Genomic DNA, 16,630 nt, shown 5'->3' with positions numbered 1-16,630 from the left:
ATGCCAATTCGGCGCCACGCCTGCAATTCCCACCGGACCGGCGGGCGGTGGTCAGTCGGGCGGGGCCATCCGGCGACGCAGTTCCCGCTTGAGCACCTTGTGGCTCGGCCCAAGCGGCAGGTCGTCGACGTACCGGACCTGCCGCGGGTACTTGTGCCGGCCCAGACGCTCCCGCGACCAGTCGATCATCTCCTGCTCGTCGGGCAGACCCGGGCCGGCCGGGTCCGCCACCACCACCGCGCAGACCTCCTCGCCGTGGTGCGGGTCGGGCACCCCGATCACCGCCACCTGGCCGACCGCCGGGTGCCCGGCAAGGACCTCCTCCACCTCGCGTGGGTAGACGTTGAACCCACCCCGGATGATCATGTCCTTCTTCCGGTCGATGATGGTGATGAAGCCGTCGGCGTCCTTGCGTCCCAGGTCACCGCTACGGAACCAGCCGTCTACCACCGCCTCCGCAGTCGCCTCGGGCCGCCCCAGGTAACCGGCGAAGACGTTGTGCCCCCGGATGACGATCTCGCCGAGCTCTCCGGTCGGCAGCAGCTCGACCCGCTCGTCCACCTCCGCGCGGGCGATCTCCACCTCCACGCCCCAGACCGGGTGCCCGATGGTCCCGGCGCGGTTGCCGAAGTGCGGCTGGTTGGTGGTGGCGGTGGGTGAGGTCTCGGAGAGCCCGTACCCTTCGAAGACCGTCGTCCGGAAGGCGGCGTGGAACCGTTCCAGCACGGCCACCGGCAGCGACGCCCCGCCGGAGACGCAGAGCCGCAGCCGCGGCAGGTCGTCCCGTTCCCCGGCGGCGTCGAGCAGCGCCACGTACATGGTGGGCACGCCGTGGAAGACGTCCACCCCCTCGCGCAGCATCAGGTCGATGGCGGCCGGCCCGGTGAACCGGCTCAGCAGCACCAGCGTCGCGCCGATCCGGAAGGTGCCGTTCATCGCCACCGTCTGGCCGAAGCTGTGGAACAGCGGCAGGCAGCCGAGCACGACGTCCGTGCTGCGCACGTCGTTGGCGTCGAAGACGTTCACGGTGGCGTTCAGGACCAGGTTGAGGTGGGTGAGCAGGGCGCCCTTGGGCACCCCGGTGGTGCCGCTGGTGTAGAGCACCACCGCCGGATCCTCCGCCGACCGGGTGACGTACGACGGCAGCGGTGGCAGCGGGTGGCTCAGGTCCTCCAGGCGGGGCGCGACCGCGCCGGCGCCCGCCGGCCCGACGGTCACCAGCGGCACGCCGGCCGCCGCCGCGGCGGCGGCGCCCAGGGCGAGCTGGGAGCTGTGGCACACCAGCAGCTTCGTGCCGCTGTCGGTCAGCACGTGCGTCGCCTCGTCCACGGTCAGCAGCAGGTGCACCGGCACGAGTACCGCGCCGGTGGCGAGGCCCCCGTAGTAGACCCGGGGGAAGTCCACCACGTTCGGGGCCAGCAGGGCCACCTTGTCGCCGGGGCCGACCCCCAGCTCCCGCAGCCCGGCGGCGTAGCTGCGCGCCTCCAGCCACAGCTCGGCGTACGTCACCCGGGTGTCGCCGTCGACCACGGCGACGGTGTCGGCGTGCCGGCGGGCGGACTCGGCCAGCACCATGGCCAGCGACAGCGCGGTCATCGGGCCACGTCCCGCACCAGGCGGCTGACCGTCTCGGCGACGCAGACCGGCTTGCCGCCGGCGTCGCTCTCCACGGTGACCGCGGTGACCACCTGCACGCCACCGTCCACGGGTGACACGTCGGCCAACTCCTCGATGGACGCGAAGACCCTCATGCCAGGTGCCCTCCCAGCTTCGTGTAGCCGCGCAGCAGATCGCGGGAGATGATCAGTCGCTGCATCTCGTCGGTGCCCTCGAAGATCCGGTACAGCCGGACCTGCCGGTACCAGCGCTCGATCGGCAGCTCGCGGGTGTAGCCCATGCCGCCGTGGATCTGCAGGACACGGTCGACCACCCGGTTGACCATGCCCGCGCCGTAGAGCTTCGCCATCGAGGAGGCGTGCCGCGGGTCCATGCCCTGGTCGACGGCCCAGGCGGCGCGCAGGATGAGCCAGCGGGCCGCCTCCAGCTCGGTCTCCGAGTCGGCGATCATCCACTGGATGGCCTGGTTGGTGCCGATCTTCGCGCCGAAGGTCTCCCGGGTGTTGGCGTAGTCGACGGCCATCGACAACGCCCGCTCGGCGATGCCGACGGCGTGCGACGGGATGGTGTAGCGGCCCTTGCCGATCCACTCCATGCCGAGGCTGAAGCCCTGCCCGGGCTCGCCGAGGATGTTGCGCCCGGGCACCCGGACGTCGTCGAAGACCAGCGAGGCGGGACCACCCTCGCCCATCGTCTGGATGAACTCCGAGCGCCAGCCCATCGACCGGTCCACCAGGAACGCGGTGGCGCCACCGTGGCGGGCGCCCTTCTCCCGGTCGGTCACCGCGATCACGATGGCGAAGTCGGCATCGTGACCGCCGGTGATGAAGGTCTTCTCGCCGTTGAGGATCCAGTCGTCGCCGTCGCGGCGGGCGCTGAGCTTGATGTTGGCCGCGTCGGAGCCGGCGCCGGGCTCGGTGATCGCGAAGCAGCTCCGCCGCTCCCCCTCGATGGTGGGGACCAGGTACTCGCGCTTCTGCTCGTCGTTGGCGTGGAACAGGATGTTGTCGGCCTCACCGCCGAACCGGAACGGCACGAACGAGCGGCCGAGTTCGGTCCAGATCAGGGACTGGGTGACGGCCGGCAGGTCCATGCCGCCGTACTCCTCCGGGGTGGCCAGCCCCCAGAACCCGAACTTGCGTGCCTTGAGCTGCAACTCGCGCAGCTCGCTGTGCTCCAGTCCGGGCCGGTGCGCCCGCTCCCGCCGCAGCAGTTCCTGCTCCAGCGGCATGACCTCCCTGGCGATGAAGTCGCGGGCGGTGTCGCGGATCGCCCGCTCGGTGTCGGAAAGCGCGAAGTCCATGTTTCCTCCGGGTGCTGGTCCGCCGGCGCACCTCAGCGCGCGCCGCCGTTGACGTACAGGGTCTGGCCGCTGACGTACGACGCGTCGTCGCTGGACAGGAAGGCGATCACCGAAGCGATCTCGGTCGGCTGGGCGACCCGGCGCAGCGGGGTGTGCTCGGCGACCATCGCCTGATGCTCCTCCGGGCTGCTGCCGACCCGCTGCGCGGTGGCGGCGGTCATCGCGGTGGCCACGTAGCCCGGGGCGACGGCGTTGACCGTGATGTTGTACGGGCCGAGCTCGATGGCGAGGGTGGCCGTCAGGCCCTGCACCCCCGCCTTCGCCGCGGCGTAGTTGACCTGGCCCCGGTTACCGAGGGCAGAGCGGCTGCTGAGGTTGACGATCCGGCCGTAGCGGGCCGCGACCATGTGCTGTTGGGCAGCCTGGCAGCAGAGGAACATGCTTGTCAGGTTGGTGGTCAGCACCGCCTCCCAGTGTGGCAGGGGCATCTTGAACAGCAGGTCGTCACGGGTGATGCCGGCATTGTTCACCAGCACGTGCAACCCGCCGTACGCCTGCGCCACCCGATCGGTCATCGCGGCCACCGCCGCGGGATCGGTCACGTCGCAGCCGATGCCGACGGCCCGGCCGCCGGCCGCGGCGATCTCGTCGGCGACCGCCCGGCTGCGCTCCTCGTCGAGGTCGACCACGGCGACGGCGGCGCCCTCGGCGGCCAGCCGGTGCGCGGTCGCCGCGCCGATGCCCTGCCCGGCACCGGTGACGACGGCCACCCGGTCGGCGAATCTGGTCACGGGTTCTCCCCTTTGCTAGAAGGCGTTGACGCCGGTGAGCGCGCGCCCGATGAGCAGTTGCTGGATCTGGCTGGTGCCCTCGTAGAGGGTGGCGACCCGGGCATCGCGCAGGTACTTGCCGACCGGGTACTCGTCGATGTAGCCGTACCCGCCGAAGACCTGGACGGCGTTGTTGGCCGCCCGGACCGCGGCCTCGCTGGCGAAGAGCTTGGCCATCGAGGCCTCGGTGGCGAACGCCTCGCCCCGGTCCACGAGGTCGGCCACCCGCCACACCAGCAGCCGAGCGGCGGCGGTGTCCACGGCGATGGCAGCGAGCAACTGCTGCACCAGTTGGTGCCCGGCGATCGGCTTGCCGAACTGGGTGCGCTGCCCGGCGTAGCCGACCGCCGCGTCGAGGCAGCCCTGGGCGATGCCGACGCAGCCGGCGGCCACCGACATCCGGCCCTTGGCCAGGGTGGTCAGGGCCAGCCGGAACCCGCCGCCGGCCGGGCCGAGGCGCGCCGAGTCGGGCACCCGGACGGCGTCGAAGCGCAGCTCACCGGTGGCCTGCCCGCGCAGCCCGAGCTTGCCGTGGATCTCTTTCCGGCTGAGCCCGGCGACGTCTGTGGGCACCAGGAACGCGGTGATGCCCCGGTGTCCGGGCCCGCCGGTGCGGGCGAAGAGCAGGACCACGTCGGCCGACGTGCCGTTGGTGATGAACGTCTTCGCGCCGGTGATCAGCCAGTCGCCCCCGTCGCGGGTCGCCCGGGTGGTCAGCGCGGCTGCGTCCGAGCCGCTGTCCGGTTCGGTCAGGGCGAAGCAACCGAGCACGGTGCCGGCGCAGAGCCGGGGCAGCCACTCGGCCCGCTGCGCGGCGGACCCGTGCGCGGCGACGGCCTTGGCGACCAGCCCGAGCGACACCGAGACGATGCCCCTGACGGCGGAGTCGCCCCGGCCCAGCTCCTCCAGCACCAGGCAGTAGGAGAGGTGGTCGCCGCCGGACCCGCCGTCCTCCTCGGGGATGGTCAGCCCGAGGAAGCCCAGCCGGCCGAGCTTGTCCACGATCTCCGGGTCGACGGACTCGCGCCGGTCCCAGGCCGCCGCGTACGGGACCACCTCGCGGTCGACGAACTCGGCGGCGAGCTGACGAACCGCCGCCTGCTCCGCGGAGAGCTGAAGGTCCATGAGGCATAAACTAGCGCTGCAAGTTTAATTCCGTCCAGACCCCGTTGTGGCAGAGTTGCGGCGAACCCACGGGCGAACGAGGGAGGCGCGGATGCCCCGGCCGAGGCAGGCGCTGCTCAGCCGGCAGCGGATCGTCGATGCCGCAGCGGCGCTGATCGACGCGGACGGCCTGGAGGGGTTCTCCACCCGCCGGCTCGCGGCCGAACTCGGGGTGCGCGGGCCCTCGCTCTACAATCACTTCGCCACCAAGGACGAGATCCTCGACGCGGTGGCCGACAGCGTCACGGCGCAGGTCGACGTCTCCTTCTTCGGGAAGATCGACTGGCGCGAGGCGCTGCGCCGGTGGGGCCACTCGTACCGGGCGGCACTGGCCGCGCACCCGAACATCGTGCCGTACCTCGCCCGTGGGCCGGGTCGGCGGCCGGCGGCGCTGGCGATGGCCGACGCGGTCTACGGCGGACTCGTCGCCGCCGGCTGGCCGCCCGCGCGCGCCACGCACATCGGCGCGCTGATGCGCTACTTCGTGGCGGGCTCCGCGCTCGGGTCGTTCGCCCGTGGCTTCGTCGAGGACCCGGGGTTGTACGGCGAGCGGTATCCGCACCTGACCCAGGCGCACCGGCTCGCCGAGCATCAGCAGCAGGTGGACGAGGGTGCCTTCGCGCTCGGCCTCGACGCGCTCATCCACGGGCTCTCCCGCACCTACCAGGAGCACGTCGGGCCGCTACCACCCCTCCCACCGGCCGACCCGGGGAGCTAGAGTCAAAACTTCCGGCGCTAGTTTTCGACCACGGTGAGGGGCGCGATGGATCTCGCACGAACCGACATCTATCTCGACGGAGCCTGGGTCGCCCCCTCCTCCGGGCACACCATCGCGGTGCACAACCCGGCGACCGAGGAGCTCCTGGCCCGGGTGCCGGCTGGCACGGCCGCCGACGTCGACTGGGCCGTCGCGGCTGCCCGGGCCGCCTTCCCCGGCTGGGCCGCCGCCACCCCGGCGCAGCGGTCCGCCGCCCTGGACCGCCTGCACGCGGCGCTGGCCAACCGGGCCGCGATCGCCGCCGAGACGATCGCGCTGGAGCTGGGCACCCCGCTCCGGGTCGCCACCCGGGTACAGGTCGGCCTGCCGCTGACCGTCCTGCGCAGCTACGTCGACCTGGCCGCCCGGCCGCCCGCCGAGGAGACCGTCGGCAACTCGCTCGTGGTCCGCGAGCCGGTCGGCGTGGTCGGGGCGATCACCCCGTGGAACTACCCGCTGCACCAGGTGATGGCGAAGGTGGCGCCCGCGCTTGCCGCCGGGTGCACGGTGGTGCTCAAGCCCAGCGAGCTGACCCCGCTGACCGCGTACCTGCTCTTCGACGCGATCCACGAGGCCGGCTTCCCGCCGGGGGTGGTCAACCTGGTGCCCGGCACCGGCGTCGAGGTGGGCGAGGCCGTCGCCGCCCACCCGGACGTCGACGTGGTCTCCTTCACCGGCTCGACCGCCACCGGCCGGCGGATCTCGCACCTGGCCGCCGACCGGATCGCCCGGGTGGCGCTGGAGCTCGGCGGCAAGTCCGCCAACGTGATCCTCGACGACGCCGACCTGGCCACCGCGGTGAAGGTCGGCGTGGGCAACGCCTTCCTCAACTCCGGCCAGACCTGCACCGCCTGGACCCGGATGCTGGTGCACCGGGACCGCTACGACGAGGCGGTGAACCTGGTCGCCAAGGCCGCCGACGGCTACCGGACCGGCGACCCGTTCGCGCCGGACACCCGGCTCGGCCCGCTGGTCTCCGCGGCCCAGCGGGACCGGGTGACCGGCCACGTGGCCCGGGCGCTCGCCGACGGCGGCCGGCTGATCGCCGGCGGCCCGGACGCGGTGCTGCCCGAGCGGGGCTGGTTCGTCGCCCCGACCGTGCTCGCCGACGTCGACCCGGGCAGCGCGCTGGCCCAGGAGGAGGTCTTCGGACCGGTGCTCGCCGTCATCCCGGTCGACGACGAGGAGGCGGCGGTGGCCGTCGCGAACGACTCCCGGTACGGCCTGGCCGGCGCCGTCTGGTCCGCCGACGAGGAGCGGGCGGTGCGGGTCGCCCGGCGGATCCGCACCGGAGCCGTCGACATCAACGGCGCGCCGTTCAACCCGCTCGCCCCGTTCGGCGGCTACAAGCAGTCCGGCCTCGGCCGGGAACTGGGTCGCTACGGGCTCGACGAGTTCCTCCAGACGAAGGCGATCCAGCGGTGAGGGCGCTGCTCGCCCGCGGCGTGAACCAGCCGCTGACGGTGGAGGAGGTGGAGCTGCCGGCACCCGGGCCGGGCGAGGTACGGGTGCGGGTACGGGCCGCCGGGGTCTGCCACTCGGACCTGTCCATGGTCAACGGCACGGTCGCGCCGCCGTACCCGCTGGTGCTCGGGCACGAGGCGGCGGGCGAGGTGGTCGAGGTCGGCCCCGGCGTCGACCGGGTCCGGCCCGGCGCGCACGTGGTGCTGAACTGGGCGCCGCCCTGCCGGAGGTGCTGGTACTGCGGTCGCGGCGAGCCGTGGTTCTGCGAGCGGACGGGCTCCCCCGCGACCGCCCGGGGCCGGACCTCGGCCGGTGCGCCGCTGCACGTCGCCCTCGGCCTCGGCGCGCTGGCCGAGGAGGTGGTGGTGCCGCAGGAGGCGGTGATCGACGTTCCGGCGCAGCTACCGTTCGCCACCGCGGCCCTGCTGGGCTGCGCCGTGCTCACCGGGGTCGGCGCGGTACGCCGGACCGCCCGGGTGGCGCCCGGCGAGTCGGTGGCGGTGATCGGTCTCGGCGGGGTGGGCCTGTCGGTGGTCTCCGCCGCCCGGGCCGCCGGCGCCGACCCGGTCCTCGCCGTCGACGTGTCGCCCGCCAAGGCCGAACTGGCCGCCGCCGCCGGGGCCACCGACTTCCTCGTCGCCGACGACGCGCTGAGCCGGGCGGTCCGGGAACGCACCCACGGGCGTGGCGTCGACCACGCCCTGGAGTGCGTCGGCCGCGGCGTGACCATCCGCGCCGCCTGGCGGGCCACCCGGCGCGGCGGCCAGGTCACCGTCGTGGGCATGGGCGCGCGGGACGACCTGGTCAGCCTGAGCGCGCTGGACATCTTCCACTCCGGGCGGACACTGCGTTCCTCGGTGTACGGCTCGTCCGACCCGGACCGGGACGTGCCCGAGCTGGCCCGCGCCGTGCTCGACGGCACCCTGGACCCGGCCGCCCTGATCACCGACCGGACCGGCCTGGACGGCGCCGCGGCGGCGTTCGACCGGATGGCCCGCGGCGAGGGCGCCCGTACCGTCGTGCTGCCCTGACCGCCGCCGCGCCGGGTTCAGTGCAGCGCGCGGGCGAGTTCGGTGCGGGACCGGATGCCGAGCCGGTGGAAGATGTTGCGCAGGTGGTGGTCGACGGTCCGGGTGGAGAGGAACATCCGGGTGGCGATCTCGCGGTTGGTGGCTCCCTCGGCGACCAACTGCGCGATCCGTAGCTGCTGCCCGGTGAGCAGCCGGGCGGCCGGCAGCTCCGGCGTGCCGACCGACTCGCCGGCCGCCCGCAGCTCGGTGGTGGCCTGCTCGGCCCAGACGGTCAGCCCGAGCAGGCCGAAGGTCTCCCGGGCCGCGTGCAGGTGCTCCCGGGCGTCCCGGGGGCGGCGGCTGCGGCGCAGTTCCCGGCCGAGGAGCAGCTCGGTGCGGGCCCGTTCGAACGCCCCCGCATCCGCCGGGTGCAGCCGCAGCGCGGTGCGGAAGCCGCGTTCGGCGTCGGCGCTGCCGCGCGCGGCCAGCAGCGCGTGGCAGCGTGCGGAGAGCGCCCGCCGGGACGGGCTGGCGGTGCTGCTGGCCCACCTGTCGAAGACGGCGAGCGCGGCGGTGGCGGCCGGTCGCCGGCCCGCGCCGGCGGCGGCCTCGACCAGGTACGGGGTGGCCATCACCTGGATCAGCACCTGCCCTCGGCCGGTGCCGGGGCGGGCCAGCGCGGCCAGTCGGGCGGCGGACGCCTCGTGCCGCCCGTCGACCAGGTCGAGCACCGCGAGCGCCCACTGGGCGAGCGCGCGCGGACGGCTGTACGGGGCGGACGCCTCGCCGATCTCGCGGATCCGGCACAGGCTGGTTTCCCGGTCGGCCCGGACCGCCGCGAGCACCGCCAGCATGCCCAGGTGCACCCCGGCGGAGTTGACCTGGCCGGTGTCCCGGGCGACCCGCAACCCCTCCCGGGAGGTGTCCGCCGCCGCCTCGTGCCGGCCCAGCCAGTACTCCGCGATCGCGCGCAGCTCCAGCGCCCGGGGCAGCGCGGACACCTCGCCGCGGGCACGCGCCAGCTCGACGGCCCGCTCGGCGAGCCGGTGGGCGGCGCTGTCGACCGCGACCAGCAGGCCCGCGACCGCCGCGCCGGTCAGCGCGGCGGGGGTGAGCGCCGGCCCGGTCAGCCGGTTGCCGAGCACGACCGCCCGGCGCAGGGCCGGGCCGCCCCGCTCGTGGTCACCGCGCAGCGTCGCCGCCACCCCGGCGACCAGCGCGGTCAGCAACTCCGCGTCGGGCGGGTCCTCAGGCCGACGCAGGGCCGCCACTCGGCGCGCCACCTCGGCGTAGCGGAACTGGTCGCCGGTGTGGCAGACCGCCTCACCGGCCCGGACAAGCGCGCCGAGGGCGGCGACGCGGTCGACCCCGGACACCGCCCGGGCGGCGGCGAGCAGGGTGGTCGAGGCCGTCGACGGCGAGCCGCAGCGCAGTTCCAGCTCGCCGCGGAGCAGCTCGGCCCGGCCGGCCGCGACCGGGTCGACCGGTCCGGCCGCGGCGGCCTCGGCGAGCAGCCGCCCGGCACGCCGCGGCTGCCCCGCCGCCCAGGCGCGACCGGCGGCGGCGACCAGCCGGGCGTTGGCCTGCCGCGGCTCGTCGCTGAGTTCGGCGGCCCGGTGCAGGGCGGCCACCCCGTCGTCCCCGCCGGCCCCACCGGCCACGGCCTCCAGTTCCGCCGCCAGCACCGGGTCCGGGCCCTCCGCCGCGGCGGCGCGGTGCAGCGTCCGGCGCAGGTGCTGTCCGGGGCCGTCGAGCACGCCGGCGAGCAGCAGGTGGGCGGCGCGCCGCTCGGCCAGCGGCGCGTCCGCCGCGACGACGGCCCGGGCCAGCGGTTGCGCCAGGGCCACCCGCTCCGGGCCGACCCGGACCAGCCCGGCGGCCTCGGCCGGGGCGAGCGCCTCGATCGCCGTGCCGCCGGCGCGGGCGGCCCGGACCAGGGTGGCCGGATCGCCGTCGGAGTCGAGCGCGGCGAGCAGCAGCACGCGCCGGGTGTCGGCGGGCAGCCCGGCCAGCCGGCCCCGGTACCCGCGACCCAGCGCGCCGTCGAGGGGCGGCCCGTCGGGCAACGGCTCCTCACCGCGGCACTGGGCCGCGGTCAGCACCTCGGCGAGGTCGACCAGGGCCTGCGGGTTGCCGCCGGCGACCGCGGTCAGCTCCCGGGCCACCCGGGGGGCCAGCGCGGGCAGCCGGTCGGTGAGCAGCGCGGCGCCGGCCCGGTCGTCGAGGGGTCGCAGCCGGTGTCGGGGCACGCCGGCGGCGACCGCGTCGGTGCCGGCGGTGAGCAGCATGGCCACCGGCAGGTGACGCAGGCGGCGGGCCACGAAGCCGAGCACCTCCGCGGTCGGCGGGTCGCCGCGGTCGACGTCGTCGACCGTGCAGAGCAGCGGGCGCTCCCGGGCGGCGGCGGCGAGCAGTCCCCGCACGGCCATCGACAGGGCGAGCCGGTGGTCGGCCGGGCAGCCCGCGCCGGCCAGCGTCCGCCGCAGCACCCCGCGCTGCGGCTCGGGCAGGGCGTCGGCCCGGTCGAGCAGCGGGTCGAGCAGGCGTTGCAGCCCCGCGTACGGCAGCGCGGCCTCGTCCGCCAGGCCGGCGCCGGCCAGCCGGTGACAGCGGGTGGCGTACCGGTGGGCGTAGCCGACCAGGACGCTGCGGCCGGCGCCCGGTTCGCCCCACACCAGCAGCGCTCCCCCGGCGTCCGGCAGGCCGTCGGCCAGCCGCCGGACGGCCGCGCACTCGGTGTGCCGACCCGGCAGCCCAGTTATTTGCACTGACGATGCAGCTACCATGCATCGAGTGTTACCTATCGGAAACCGGATGGAAAGAGTTCGGACCGCTCAGCGGGGAGCGTCGGCCAGCAGGGCGGCGACCGTCCGGGCCATCACCGCCCGGGCCTGGTCCACGCCCAGCCCCAGCCCGTCGCGCAGCATCGACCAGGCCGGCCACATGCTCGCCGCGACCACCGCGTGCAGCACCTGCTCCCGACCGGACCCGGCCCGTGCCAGCTCGGCCGCGAAGAGCTGCTCGACCTCCTCGAGGACCCGCGAGATGTGCACCAGCCGGTTACGGTGCAGTTGGTCGGAGACCGGCTCCCGCATCTGCGCCGCCCGCGCGGATGGCGCGATGAGCTGCAGCAGCCGCGCCCGCTGCCGGCAGTACGCGTCGACCCGCTTGGCCAACGGCAGCGTCGGCGAGATCGGCCGGTGCGCGGCGTCCTGCTGGCGGAGCACCTCCGCCCCACTGGCCTCGAAGAGCGTCTCCATGTCCTTGAAGTTCGTCCAGAGCGTGCGCAGCGAGATGCCGGCCCGCTCCGCGATGCGCTCGCCGGTCGGCCGCAGGTCCCCCTCGGAGATGAGCGCGAGGTGGGCCTCGACGATCGCCGCCCGGGTCCGCGCGGCCCGGGCCGTCCGCCCGTCCACCCGGCCGGGTGCCTGCACCCCACCCATCCGCGCTGCCCTCCTCGACGCCGTCACGCCTCACTGCCCGCCGAGTCTAGACGCGCGCCGACGGCGCGTCGGAGCGGTGTCGGCGCAGCTCGCGACGGGCCAGCGACTGCCGGTGCGCCTCGTCGGGTGAGCCCGCGGGTCCGCGCCGGAGCGGTCATCCGGTGGCCCGGCCGGCCAGGGTGACCCCACCGTCGAGGACGAGGACCCGCCCGGTGATCCAGGCCGCGTCGGGGCCGGCGAGGAAGGCGACCGCGCCGGCGACGTCCTCGGGTACGCCGAGGCGCCCCAGCGGGTACGCCCGGGCGGCCTCCTCCTCCCGGCCCTCGTGCAGCGCGGCGGCGAAGCGGGTCTTCACCACCCCCGGGGCGACCGCGTTCACCCGGATGCCGGGCGCCAACTCCACGGCCAGGCAGGCGGTGAGGTGGTCGACGGCGGCCTTGCTCACCCCGTAGAACGCGATCCCCGGGGACGGGGCCCCGCCGGCGATCGAGGTGACGTTGACGATGCAGCCGCCCCGCACGATCATGCCCGCCGCACAGACCTCCTGCACCCAGCCGAGGGTGCCGAGCAGGTTGACGTCGAGGAGCTTGCGGGCGGCGGCCAGGTCCAGGTCGAGCAGCGACCCGTGGACCGGGTTGATGCCGACGTTGTTGACCAGGATGTCCACCGGGCCGAAAGCGTCGGCGACGCGGCGCACCGCCGCCCGGCGGTGCGCGGCGTCGTCGGCCCGGCCGGGCACCGCCACGGCGCGGGTGGGACCACCCAGTTCGGCCACCGCCTCGGCGAGCGCTTCCGGGCGACGGGCGGTCAGCCCGACCGTCGCCCCCTCGGCGACCAGTCGGCGGGCCACCGCCAGGCCGATCCCGCGGCTGGCGCCGGTCACGAGGGCGACCCGGCCGTCGAGCCGTCCTGAATGTGCATTCACGATGCAAACAGTATGAGCCCCTTCGGGGAACGTCAACGACGGATCTCGTCCAGAATCTCACATTCCGTTGACACGGCTCGCTCATAATCGCACCGTCAGTGCGAATACAATTTGCACTCCGGAGAGGACACCGTCATGCCGGAAGCCGTCATCGTCGCCGCCGCGCGATCCCCGATCGGCCGCGCCAACAAGGGTTCCCTGCGCGATCTACGCGCGGACGACCTGGCCGCCACCATCGTCCGGACCGCCCTCGACCAGGTGCCGCAGCTCGACCCCCGGGAACTCGACGACCTGATGCTCGGCTGCGGCCAGCCCGCCGGCGAGCAGGGCCACAACCTCGCCCGGGTGGTGGCGGTCCTGCTCGGACTGGACCACCTGCCCGGCACCACCGTGAACCGGTACTGCTCGTCGTCCCTGCAGACCACCCGGATGGCGCTGCACGCCATCCGGGCCGGCGAGGGCCATGCCTTCGTCTCCGCCGGGGTCGAGTGCGTCTCCCGGTACGACCGGGGCCGCAGCGACGGGCACCCGGGCAGCGCCAACCCGCGGTTCGCCGACGCGGTGGCCCGGACCGCCGACCGGGCCACCGGTGGGGCGGCCCGCTGGCACGACCCCCGCGACGACGGCCGGCTGGTCGGCGGCGGCCAGGGGATGGCGATGATCGTCGAGCGGCTGAGCTGACCGGACCGCCCGGCCGACGCGGCCACGGCACCGGCCGGGCGGGGCCGTGGGAAACCCCGCCCGGCGCGGTGGCTCAGGACGCGGTCGGGATCCCGTCGGCCGGCGGGGTCACCGGCTGGGCGGTGTACTCACGCACCGGCCCGTCACGCTCGTCCGTCTCGTACGTCGGCCCGAAGTATGCCTGCACGCCCCCGCCGACCCGGGTCAGCCGCTCCCCGCCGTAGCCGGAGTGGTCGCTGTCGGAGTAGCGCAACGGCGCCAGCCCGGGGCCCTGGAAGCCGCCCTTGGCCACCGCCTTGAGCAGGGACTCCCGGGTGAGGTCCTGGCCGGCGGCCTGGAGCGCCTGCACGAAGAGGTAGCCGACCGACATCCCGTAGACGGTGTTGCCGTCGAACGGCGCGTCCCCGTTGTGCTCCTTGTTCACCTTGGTGAAGAGCTGGATCCACGGGTTGGCCGCGTCGTTCTGCATCGGCAGGTAGTTGGCGCCGACCATGCCCTCCAGCAGGCCGGCCGCCGCGCCGAGCTGTTTGGCAAGCGTGGGGTGGTCGGCGCCCACGTTGGAGACCAGCCACTGCGGCTTGAAGCCGAGCCGGGCGGCGGTGCCGATCGACAGCGCGGTGAAGCCGGGCACGGTGGCCAGGACGACCACCTGGCAGTTGGCCGCCTTGAACGCGCCGATCTGCGGCGCCACGTTCGTGTTGCTGGTGACGTACGTCTGCTTGACCGCCACCGCGCCCGCGCCGAGCACCTGTTCCACCCCGGCCAGGCTGTCCCGGCCGAAGTCGTCGTCCTGGCCGAGGAAGCAGACCTTCTGGCCGGGCAGCGCGGTCTTCACGTGGTTGGCCAGGATCTTGCCCTCCACGGTGTAGTCGGGGTTGAAGCCGAACGAGCCCGGATACTTGTCCGGCTGGTCCCAGCTGCGGCTGCCGGAGGCGATGAAGAGGTCCGGGACCCGGTTGCTCTTGAGAAAGTCGAGCACGCCGGTGTGGGTCGGCGTGCCGAGCCCGTTGAGCACGGCGAAGACCTTGTCCTGCAACACCAGTTGGCGGACCACCTGCTGGGTGTTCGCCGGGTTGTAGCCGTCGTCCATGATCTTGTAGGTGATCTTCCGGCCGTGCACCCCGCCGTTGGCGTTGACGTAGTCGAAGTACGCCTTGGTCGCCGGGGCGATCTTCGAGTAACCGGCCGAGGCCGGTCCGGTCAGCGGCATGTGGGTGCCGACCACGATCTCGGTGTCGGTGACGCCGGGCACCGCCCCGCGCCCGGCGCCGCCTGGGCTCTCGTCGCCACCGCACCCCGCGGCGGCGACGAGCAGGGCGATGGTGCTGACGACCGCGAGACCACGTCGTGTCGTACGGTGCATGTGGAACACCGACCTTTCTTCGGTCCGGTTCTCCTGAATCGGGTGGTGGGTGGGGTGCCGGCGACCGCGCCGCCGGCGCTTGCTAGGACCGCCGCCCCGGCCACCGGGCCAGTAGCTCCCGGCCGAACCGGGACAGCAGTCCCTGTATGCCGCCGGGCGCGGCGATCATGACGACGACCAGGGTGATCCCGAAGATCGCCAACGGCAGGTTGCCCTCCAGCCGCTGCGCCACCGCGGGTGAGACGGTGAACAGGTCGGTCACGGAGTGCGTCAGGTCGGGCAGGGCGACCAGCAGGACCGCTCCCCAGAGCGCCCCGGCGAGGCGGCCGAGACCGCCGATCACCACGGCCATGAGCAGGAAGAGCGACAGGGTCAGCGAGAACGCCCCGGGCGAGACGCTCTGCGCGAGCACCGCGAGCAGCGCGCCGCCGAGCCCGGCGCCGGCCGCGCTGACCACGAAGGCGAGCACCTGGGTACGGGCCACGTGGATGCCGGCGAGGCGGGCCGCCACCTCGTCGTCCCGGACCGCCCGGAAGGTGCGGCCGTACCGGCTGCGGACCAGGTTGGCCAGCAGCACCAGAGCGACCAGGGTGGCCGCCGTGGCGATCCAGAGCTGCCACCGCTCGTACGGGAAGTAGGCGCCGAGCGCCAGCGGCGGTGGCTCGACCGGCACGGAGAGCCCCTGGTCGCCGTTGAAGACGTCGTCGAAGGTGACCGTGAGGGCGGGCACCACGACCGCGACGGCCAGCGTCACGCCGGCGAGGTACGGACCGCGCAGGCGGGCGGCGGCTGCCCCGACCACGGCACCGACGCCCACCGTGACCAGGACCGCCGCGACCAGCGACAGCGGGAGCAGCCAGCCGCCGGTCATCCCGTGGTCGGCGAACGCGCCCTGGCAGAGCGCCACCGAGTAGGCGCCGACCGCCATCAGCGCGCCGTGCCCGAGCGAGAGCTGACCGTTGAGTCCGGTCAGGACGGTCAGTCCGGCGGTCGCGCAGAGGTAGGCGGCCACCGTGGCGAGCTGGAAGTTGCGGAACGGCGCCAGGCCGTAGCTCGCCGCCAGCACCAGCAGCGCCGCGACGGCCGCCACCGCCAGGTGCCGCAGCAGAGTCGACCCGCGGCGGCCGTCGGCGCGCGGGCCGGTGGCCACCCGCTGCGGCGCCGCCGCCCGGGTGGCGCTCACACCCGCCTCGCGGCGACCGGAGCGAACAGCCCACCGGGCCGGACCAGCAGCACGGCCAGCAGCAGGACCAGCACCGCGAGCGGGGTGACGTCGCTGCCGGCGTACCCGCTGACGTAGGAGAGCAGCAGGCCCACCACCAGTCCACCGACCACCGCCCCCGGCGGGCTGTCCAGTCCGCCGACCACCGCCGCGGTGAACGCCGAGACGAAGACCAGGTCCATGGCGTTCGGGTGCAGGCCCAGTTCGGTGGGGATCACCAGCATGGCGGCCAGGGCACCCACCCCCGAGGCGAGCGCCCAGCCGAGGGCGAGCATGCCGCCCACGTTGACCCCGAGCAGGCGGGAGACCTCCGGGGCGAAGGCCGCCGCGCGCATCCGCAGGCCGACCGGGGTACGCGCGAAGATCCAGGCGAGCGCGACCATGACCACCCCCACCGTGGCGAAGACGAAAAGGTCGTACGGTGAGCCGACGGCGAACCCGCCGACGGTGAGCGCGGCGCGGCTGAACGGCGTCCCGGCGGGACGGAACTCGTTGCCGTAGATCATGCCGAGGACGGCCTGGATCAGCAGGACCAGCCCGAGCGCGACGATCACCGGGTTGAGCGGTGAGGCGTGGTCGACGAAGCGCATCACCGCCCGGTCCACGACCGCGCCGAACAGCAGACCGGCGGCGAGCGCGGCCAGGAAGCCCAGCCAGTAGGAGCCGGTCGACGCGGACACACTGTAGGCGACGTACGCCGCCGCGACGGCCATCGCGCCCTGGGCGAAGTTGACGATCCGCGCGGCCCGCCAGATGAGCACCAGTGCCAGCGCGAACGCCGCGTAGACGGCGCCCCGGGAGAGGCCGTCGAAGGTGAGGAAGACGAAGCGCTCCACAGTCCTCCTTCGGAG

The 16,630-nt window shown here is 74.4% G+C and carries 14 protein-coding genes and 1 pseudogene; 4 read left to right on the top strand and 11 right to left on the bottom strand.

The window, feature by feature from the left end:
• Positions 1 to 51: 51 nt before the first annotated feature.
• The 5 genes from O7613_RS07040 to O7613_RS07020 are packed head-to-tail and all read right to left on the bottom strand — an operon-like array spanning position 52 to position 4,875.
• A complete protein-coding gene (locus tag O7613_RS07040) occupies positions 52 to 1,596 on the bottom strand; it encodes a long-chain fatty acid--CoA ligase (RefSeq protein WP_282292838.1) in 1,545 nt (514 codons plus the stop codon).
• Positions 1,593 to 1,751 carry a hypothetical protein gene (locus O7613_RS07035; protein ID WP_282292836.1) on the bottom strand — a complete coding sequence of 53 codons (159 nt, stop codon included), beginning with the start codon at positions 1,749 to 1,751 and terminating at the stop codon, positions 1,593 to 1,595. The genes O7613_RS07040 and O7613_RS07035 overlap by 4 nt, the downstream gene beginning before the upstream one ends.
• Positions 1,748 to 2,920, bottom strand: a complete 1,173-nt coding sequence (locus O7613_RS07030) for an acyl-CoA dehydrogenase family protein (RefSeq protein WP_282292834.1) — start codon at positions 2,918 to 2,920, stop codon at positions 1,748 to 1,750. Before O7613_RS07030 ends, O7613_RS07035 begins: the two co-directional genes overlap by 4 nt.
• Before the next feature lie 32 nt (positions 2,921 to 2,952).
• On the bottom strand, positions 2,953 to 3,711 hold the full coding sequence (gene fabG / locus O7613_RS07025) for a 3-oxoacyl-ACP reductase FabG (protein WP_281583593.1): 759 nt from the start codon (positions 3,709 to 3,711) through the stop codon (positions 2,953 to 2,955).
• A gap of 15 nt (positions 3,712 to 3,726) precedes the next feature.
• On the bottom strand, positions 3,727 to 4,875 hold the full coding sequence (locus O7613_RS07020; protein WP_282292833.1) for an acyl-CoA dehydrogenase family protein: 1,149 nt from the start codon (positions 4,873 to 4,875) through the stop codon (positions 3,727 to 3,729).
• A 91-nt stretch (positions 4,876 to 4,966) separates the two neighbouring features.
• Between O7613_RS07020 and O7613_RS07015 the strand changes: the two genes are divergently transcribed.
• The 3 genes from O7613_RS07015 to O7613_RS07005 are packed head-to-tail and all read left to right on the top strand — an operon-like array spanning position 4,967 to position 8,166.
• Positions 4,967 to 5,632, top strand: a complete 666-nt coding sequence (locus O7613_RS07015; protein ID WP_281583595.1) for a TetR/AcrR family transcriptional regulator — start codon at positions 4,967 to 4,969, stop codon at positions 5,630 to 5,632.
• A gap of 45 nt (positions 5,633 to 5,677) precedes the next feature.
• Complete coding sequence (locus tag O7613_RS07010) at positions 5,678 to 7,096, top strand: aldehyde dehydrogenase family protein (RefSeq protein WP_282292832.1); 1,419 nt, start codon at positions 5,678 to 5,680, stop codon at positions 7,094 to 7,096.
• Positions 7,093 to 8,166 carry an alcohol dehydrogenase catalytic domain-containing protein gene (locus tag O7613_RS07005; protein WP_281583597.1) on the top strand — a complete coding sequence of 358 codons (1,074 nt, stop codon included), beginning with the start codon at positions 7,093 to 7,095 and terminating at the stop codon, positions 8,164 to 8,166. The genes O7613_RS07010 and O7613_RS07005 overlap by 4 nt, the downstream gene beginning before the upstream one ends.
• A gap of 17 nt (positions 8,167 to 8,183) precedes the next feature.
• On the opposite strand, the gene O7613_RS07000 is transcribed toward O7613_RS07005, so the two are convergent.
• The 3 genes from O7613_RS07000 to O7613_RS06990 all read right to left on the bottom strand — a co-directional run bounded on the left by O7613_RS07000 (position 8,184) and on the right by O7613_RS06990 (position 12,513).
• Complete coding sequence (locus tag O7613_RS07000; RefSeq protein ID WP_282292831.1) at positions 8,184 to 10,913, bottom strand: LuxR family transcriptional regulator; 2,730 nt, start codon at positions 10,911 to 10,913, stop codon at positions 8,184 to 8,186.
• A gap of 66 nt (positions 10,914 to 10,979) precedes the next feature.
• Positions 10,980 to 11,588, bottom strand: a complete 609-nt coding sequence (locus tag O7613_RS06995; protein ID WP_282292829.1) for a TetR/AcrR family transcriptional regulator — start codon at positions 11,586 to 11,588, stop codon at positions 10,980 to 10,982.
• A 154-nt stretch (positions 11,589 to 11,742) separates the two neighbouring features.
• Positions 11,743 to 12,513 carry an SDR family oxidoreductase gene (locus O7613_RS06990; protein ID WP_282292828.1) on the bottom strand — a complete coding sequence of 257 codons (771 nt, stop codon included), beginning with the start codon at positions 12,511 to 12,513 and terminating at the stop codon, positions 11,743 to 11,745.
• Between the two features lie 135 nt (positions 12,514 to 12,648).
• On the opposite strand from O7613_RS06990, the pseudogene O7613_RS06985 reads away from it, so the two are divergent.
• Positions 12,649 to 13,146 (top strand): annotated as a pseudogene (locus O7613_RS06985) (acetyl-CoA C-acyltransferase); the annotation flags it as partial.
• A 121-nt stretch (positions 13,147 to 13,267) separates the two neighbouring features.
• Here O7613_RS06985 and O7613_RS06980 read toward each other — a convergent pair.
• From O7613_RS06980 to O7613_RS06970, 3 genes are all read right to left on the bottom strand, one after another.
• Positions 13,268 to 14,557, bottom strand: a complete 1,290-nt coding sequence (locus O7613_RS06980; protein WP_282292827.1) for an ABC transporter substrate-binding protein — start codon at positions 14,555 to 14,557, stop codon at positions 13,268 to 13,270.
• Positions 14,558 to 14,639: 82 nt separating this feature from the next.
• Complete coding sequence (locus tag O7613_RS06975) at positions 14,640 to 15,665, bottom strand: branched-chain amino acid ABC transporter permease (protein ID WP_282294500.1); 1,026 nt, start codon at positions 15,663 to 15,665, stop codon at positions 14,640 to 14,642.
• A 71-nt stretch (positions 15,666 to 15,736) separates the two neighbouring features.
• Positions 15,737 to 16,615: a branched-chain amino acid ABC transporter permease gene (locus O7613_RS06970; RefSeq protein WP_281583604.1), complete on the bottom strand. Its 879-nt coding sequence runs from the start codon at positions 16,613 to 16,615 to the stop codon at positions 15,737 to 15,739.
• Positions 16,616 to 16,630: the final 15 nt, after the last annotated feature.

The sequence above is a fragment of the Micromonospora sp. WMMD975 genome, from assembly GCF_029581215.1.
Taxonomy (GTDB): domain Bacteria; phylum Actinomycetota; class Actinomycetes; order Mycobacteriales; family Micromonosporaceae; genus Micromonospora.
Note: the sequence above shows the minus strand (reverse complement) of the source record. Positions and strands in the feature narration are given on the sequence as shown.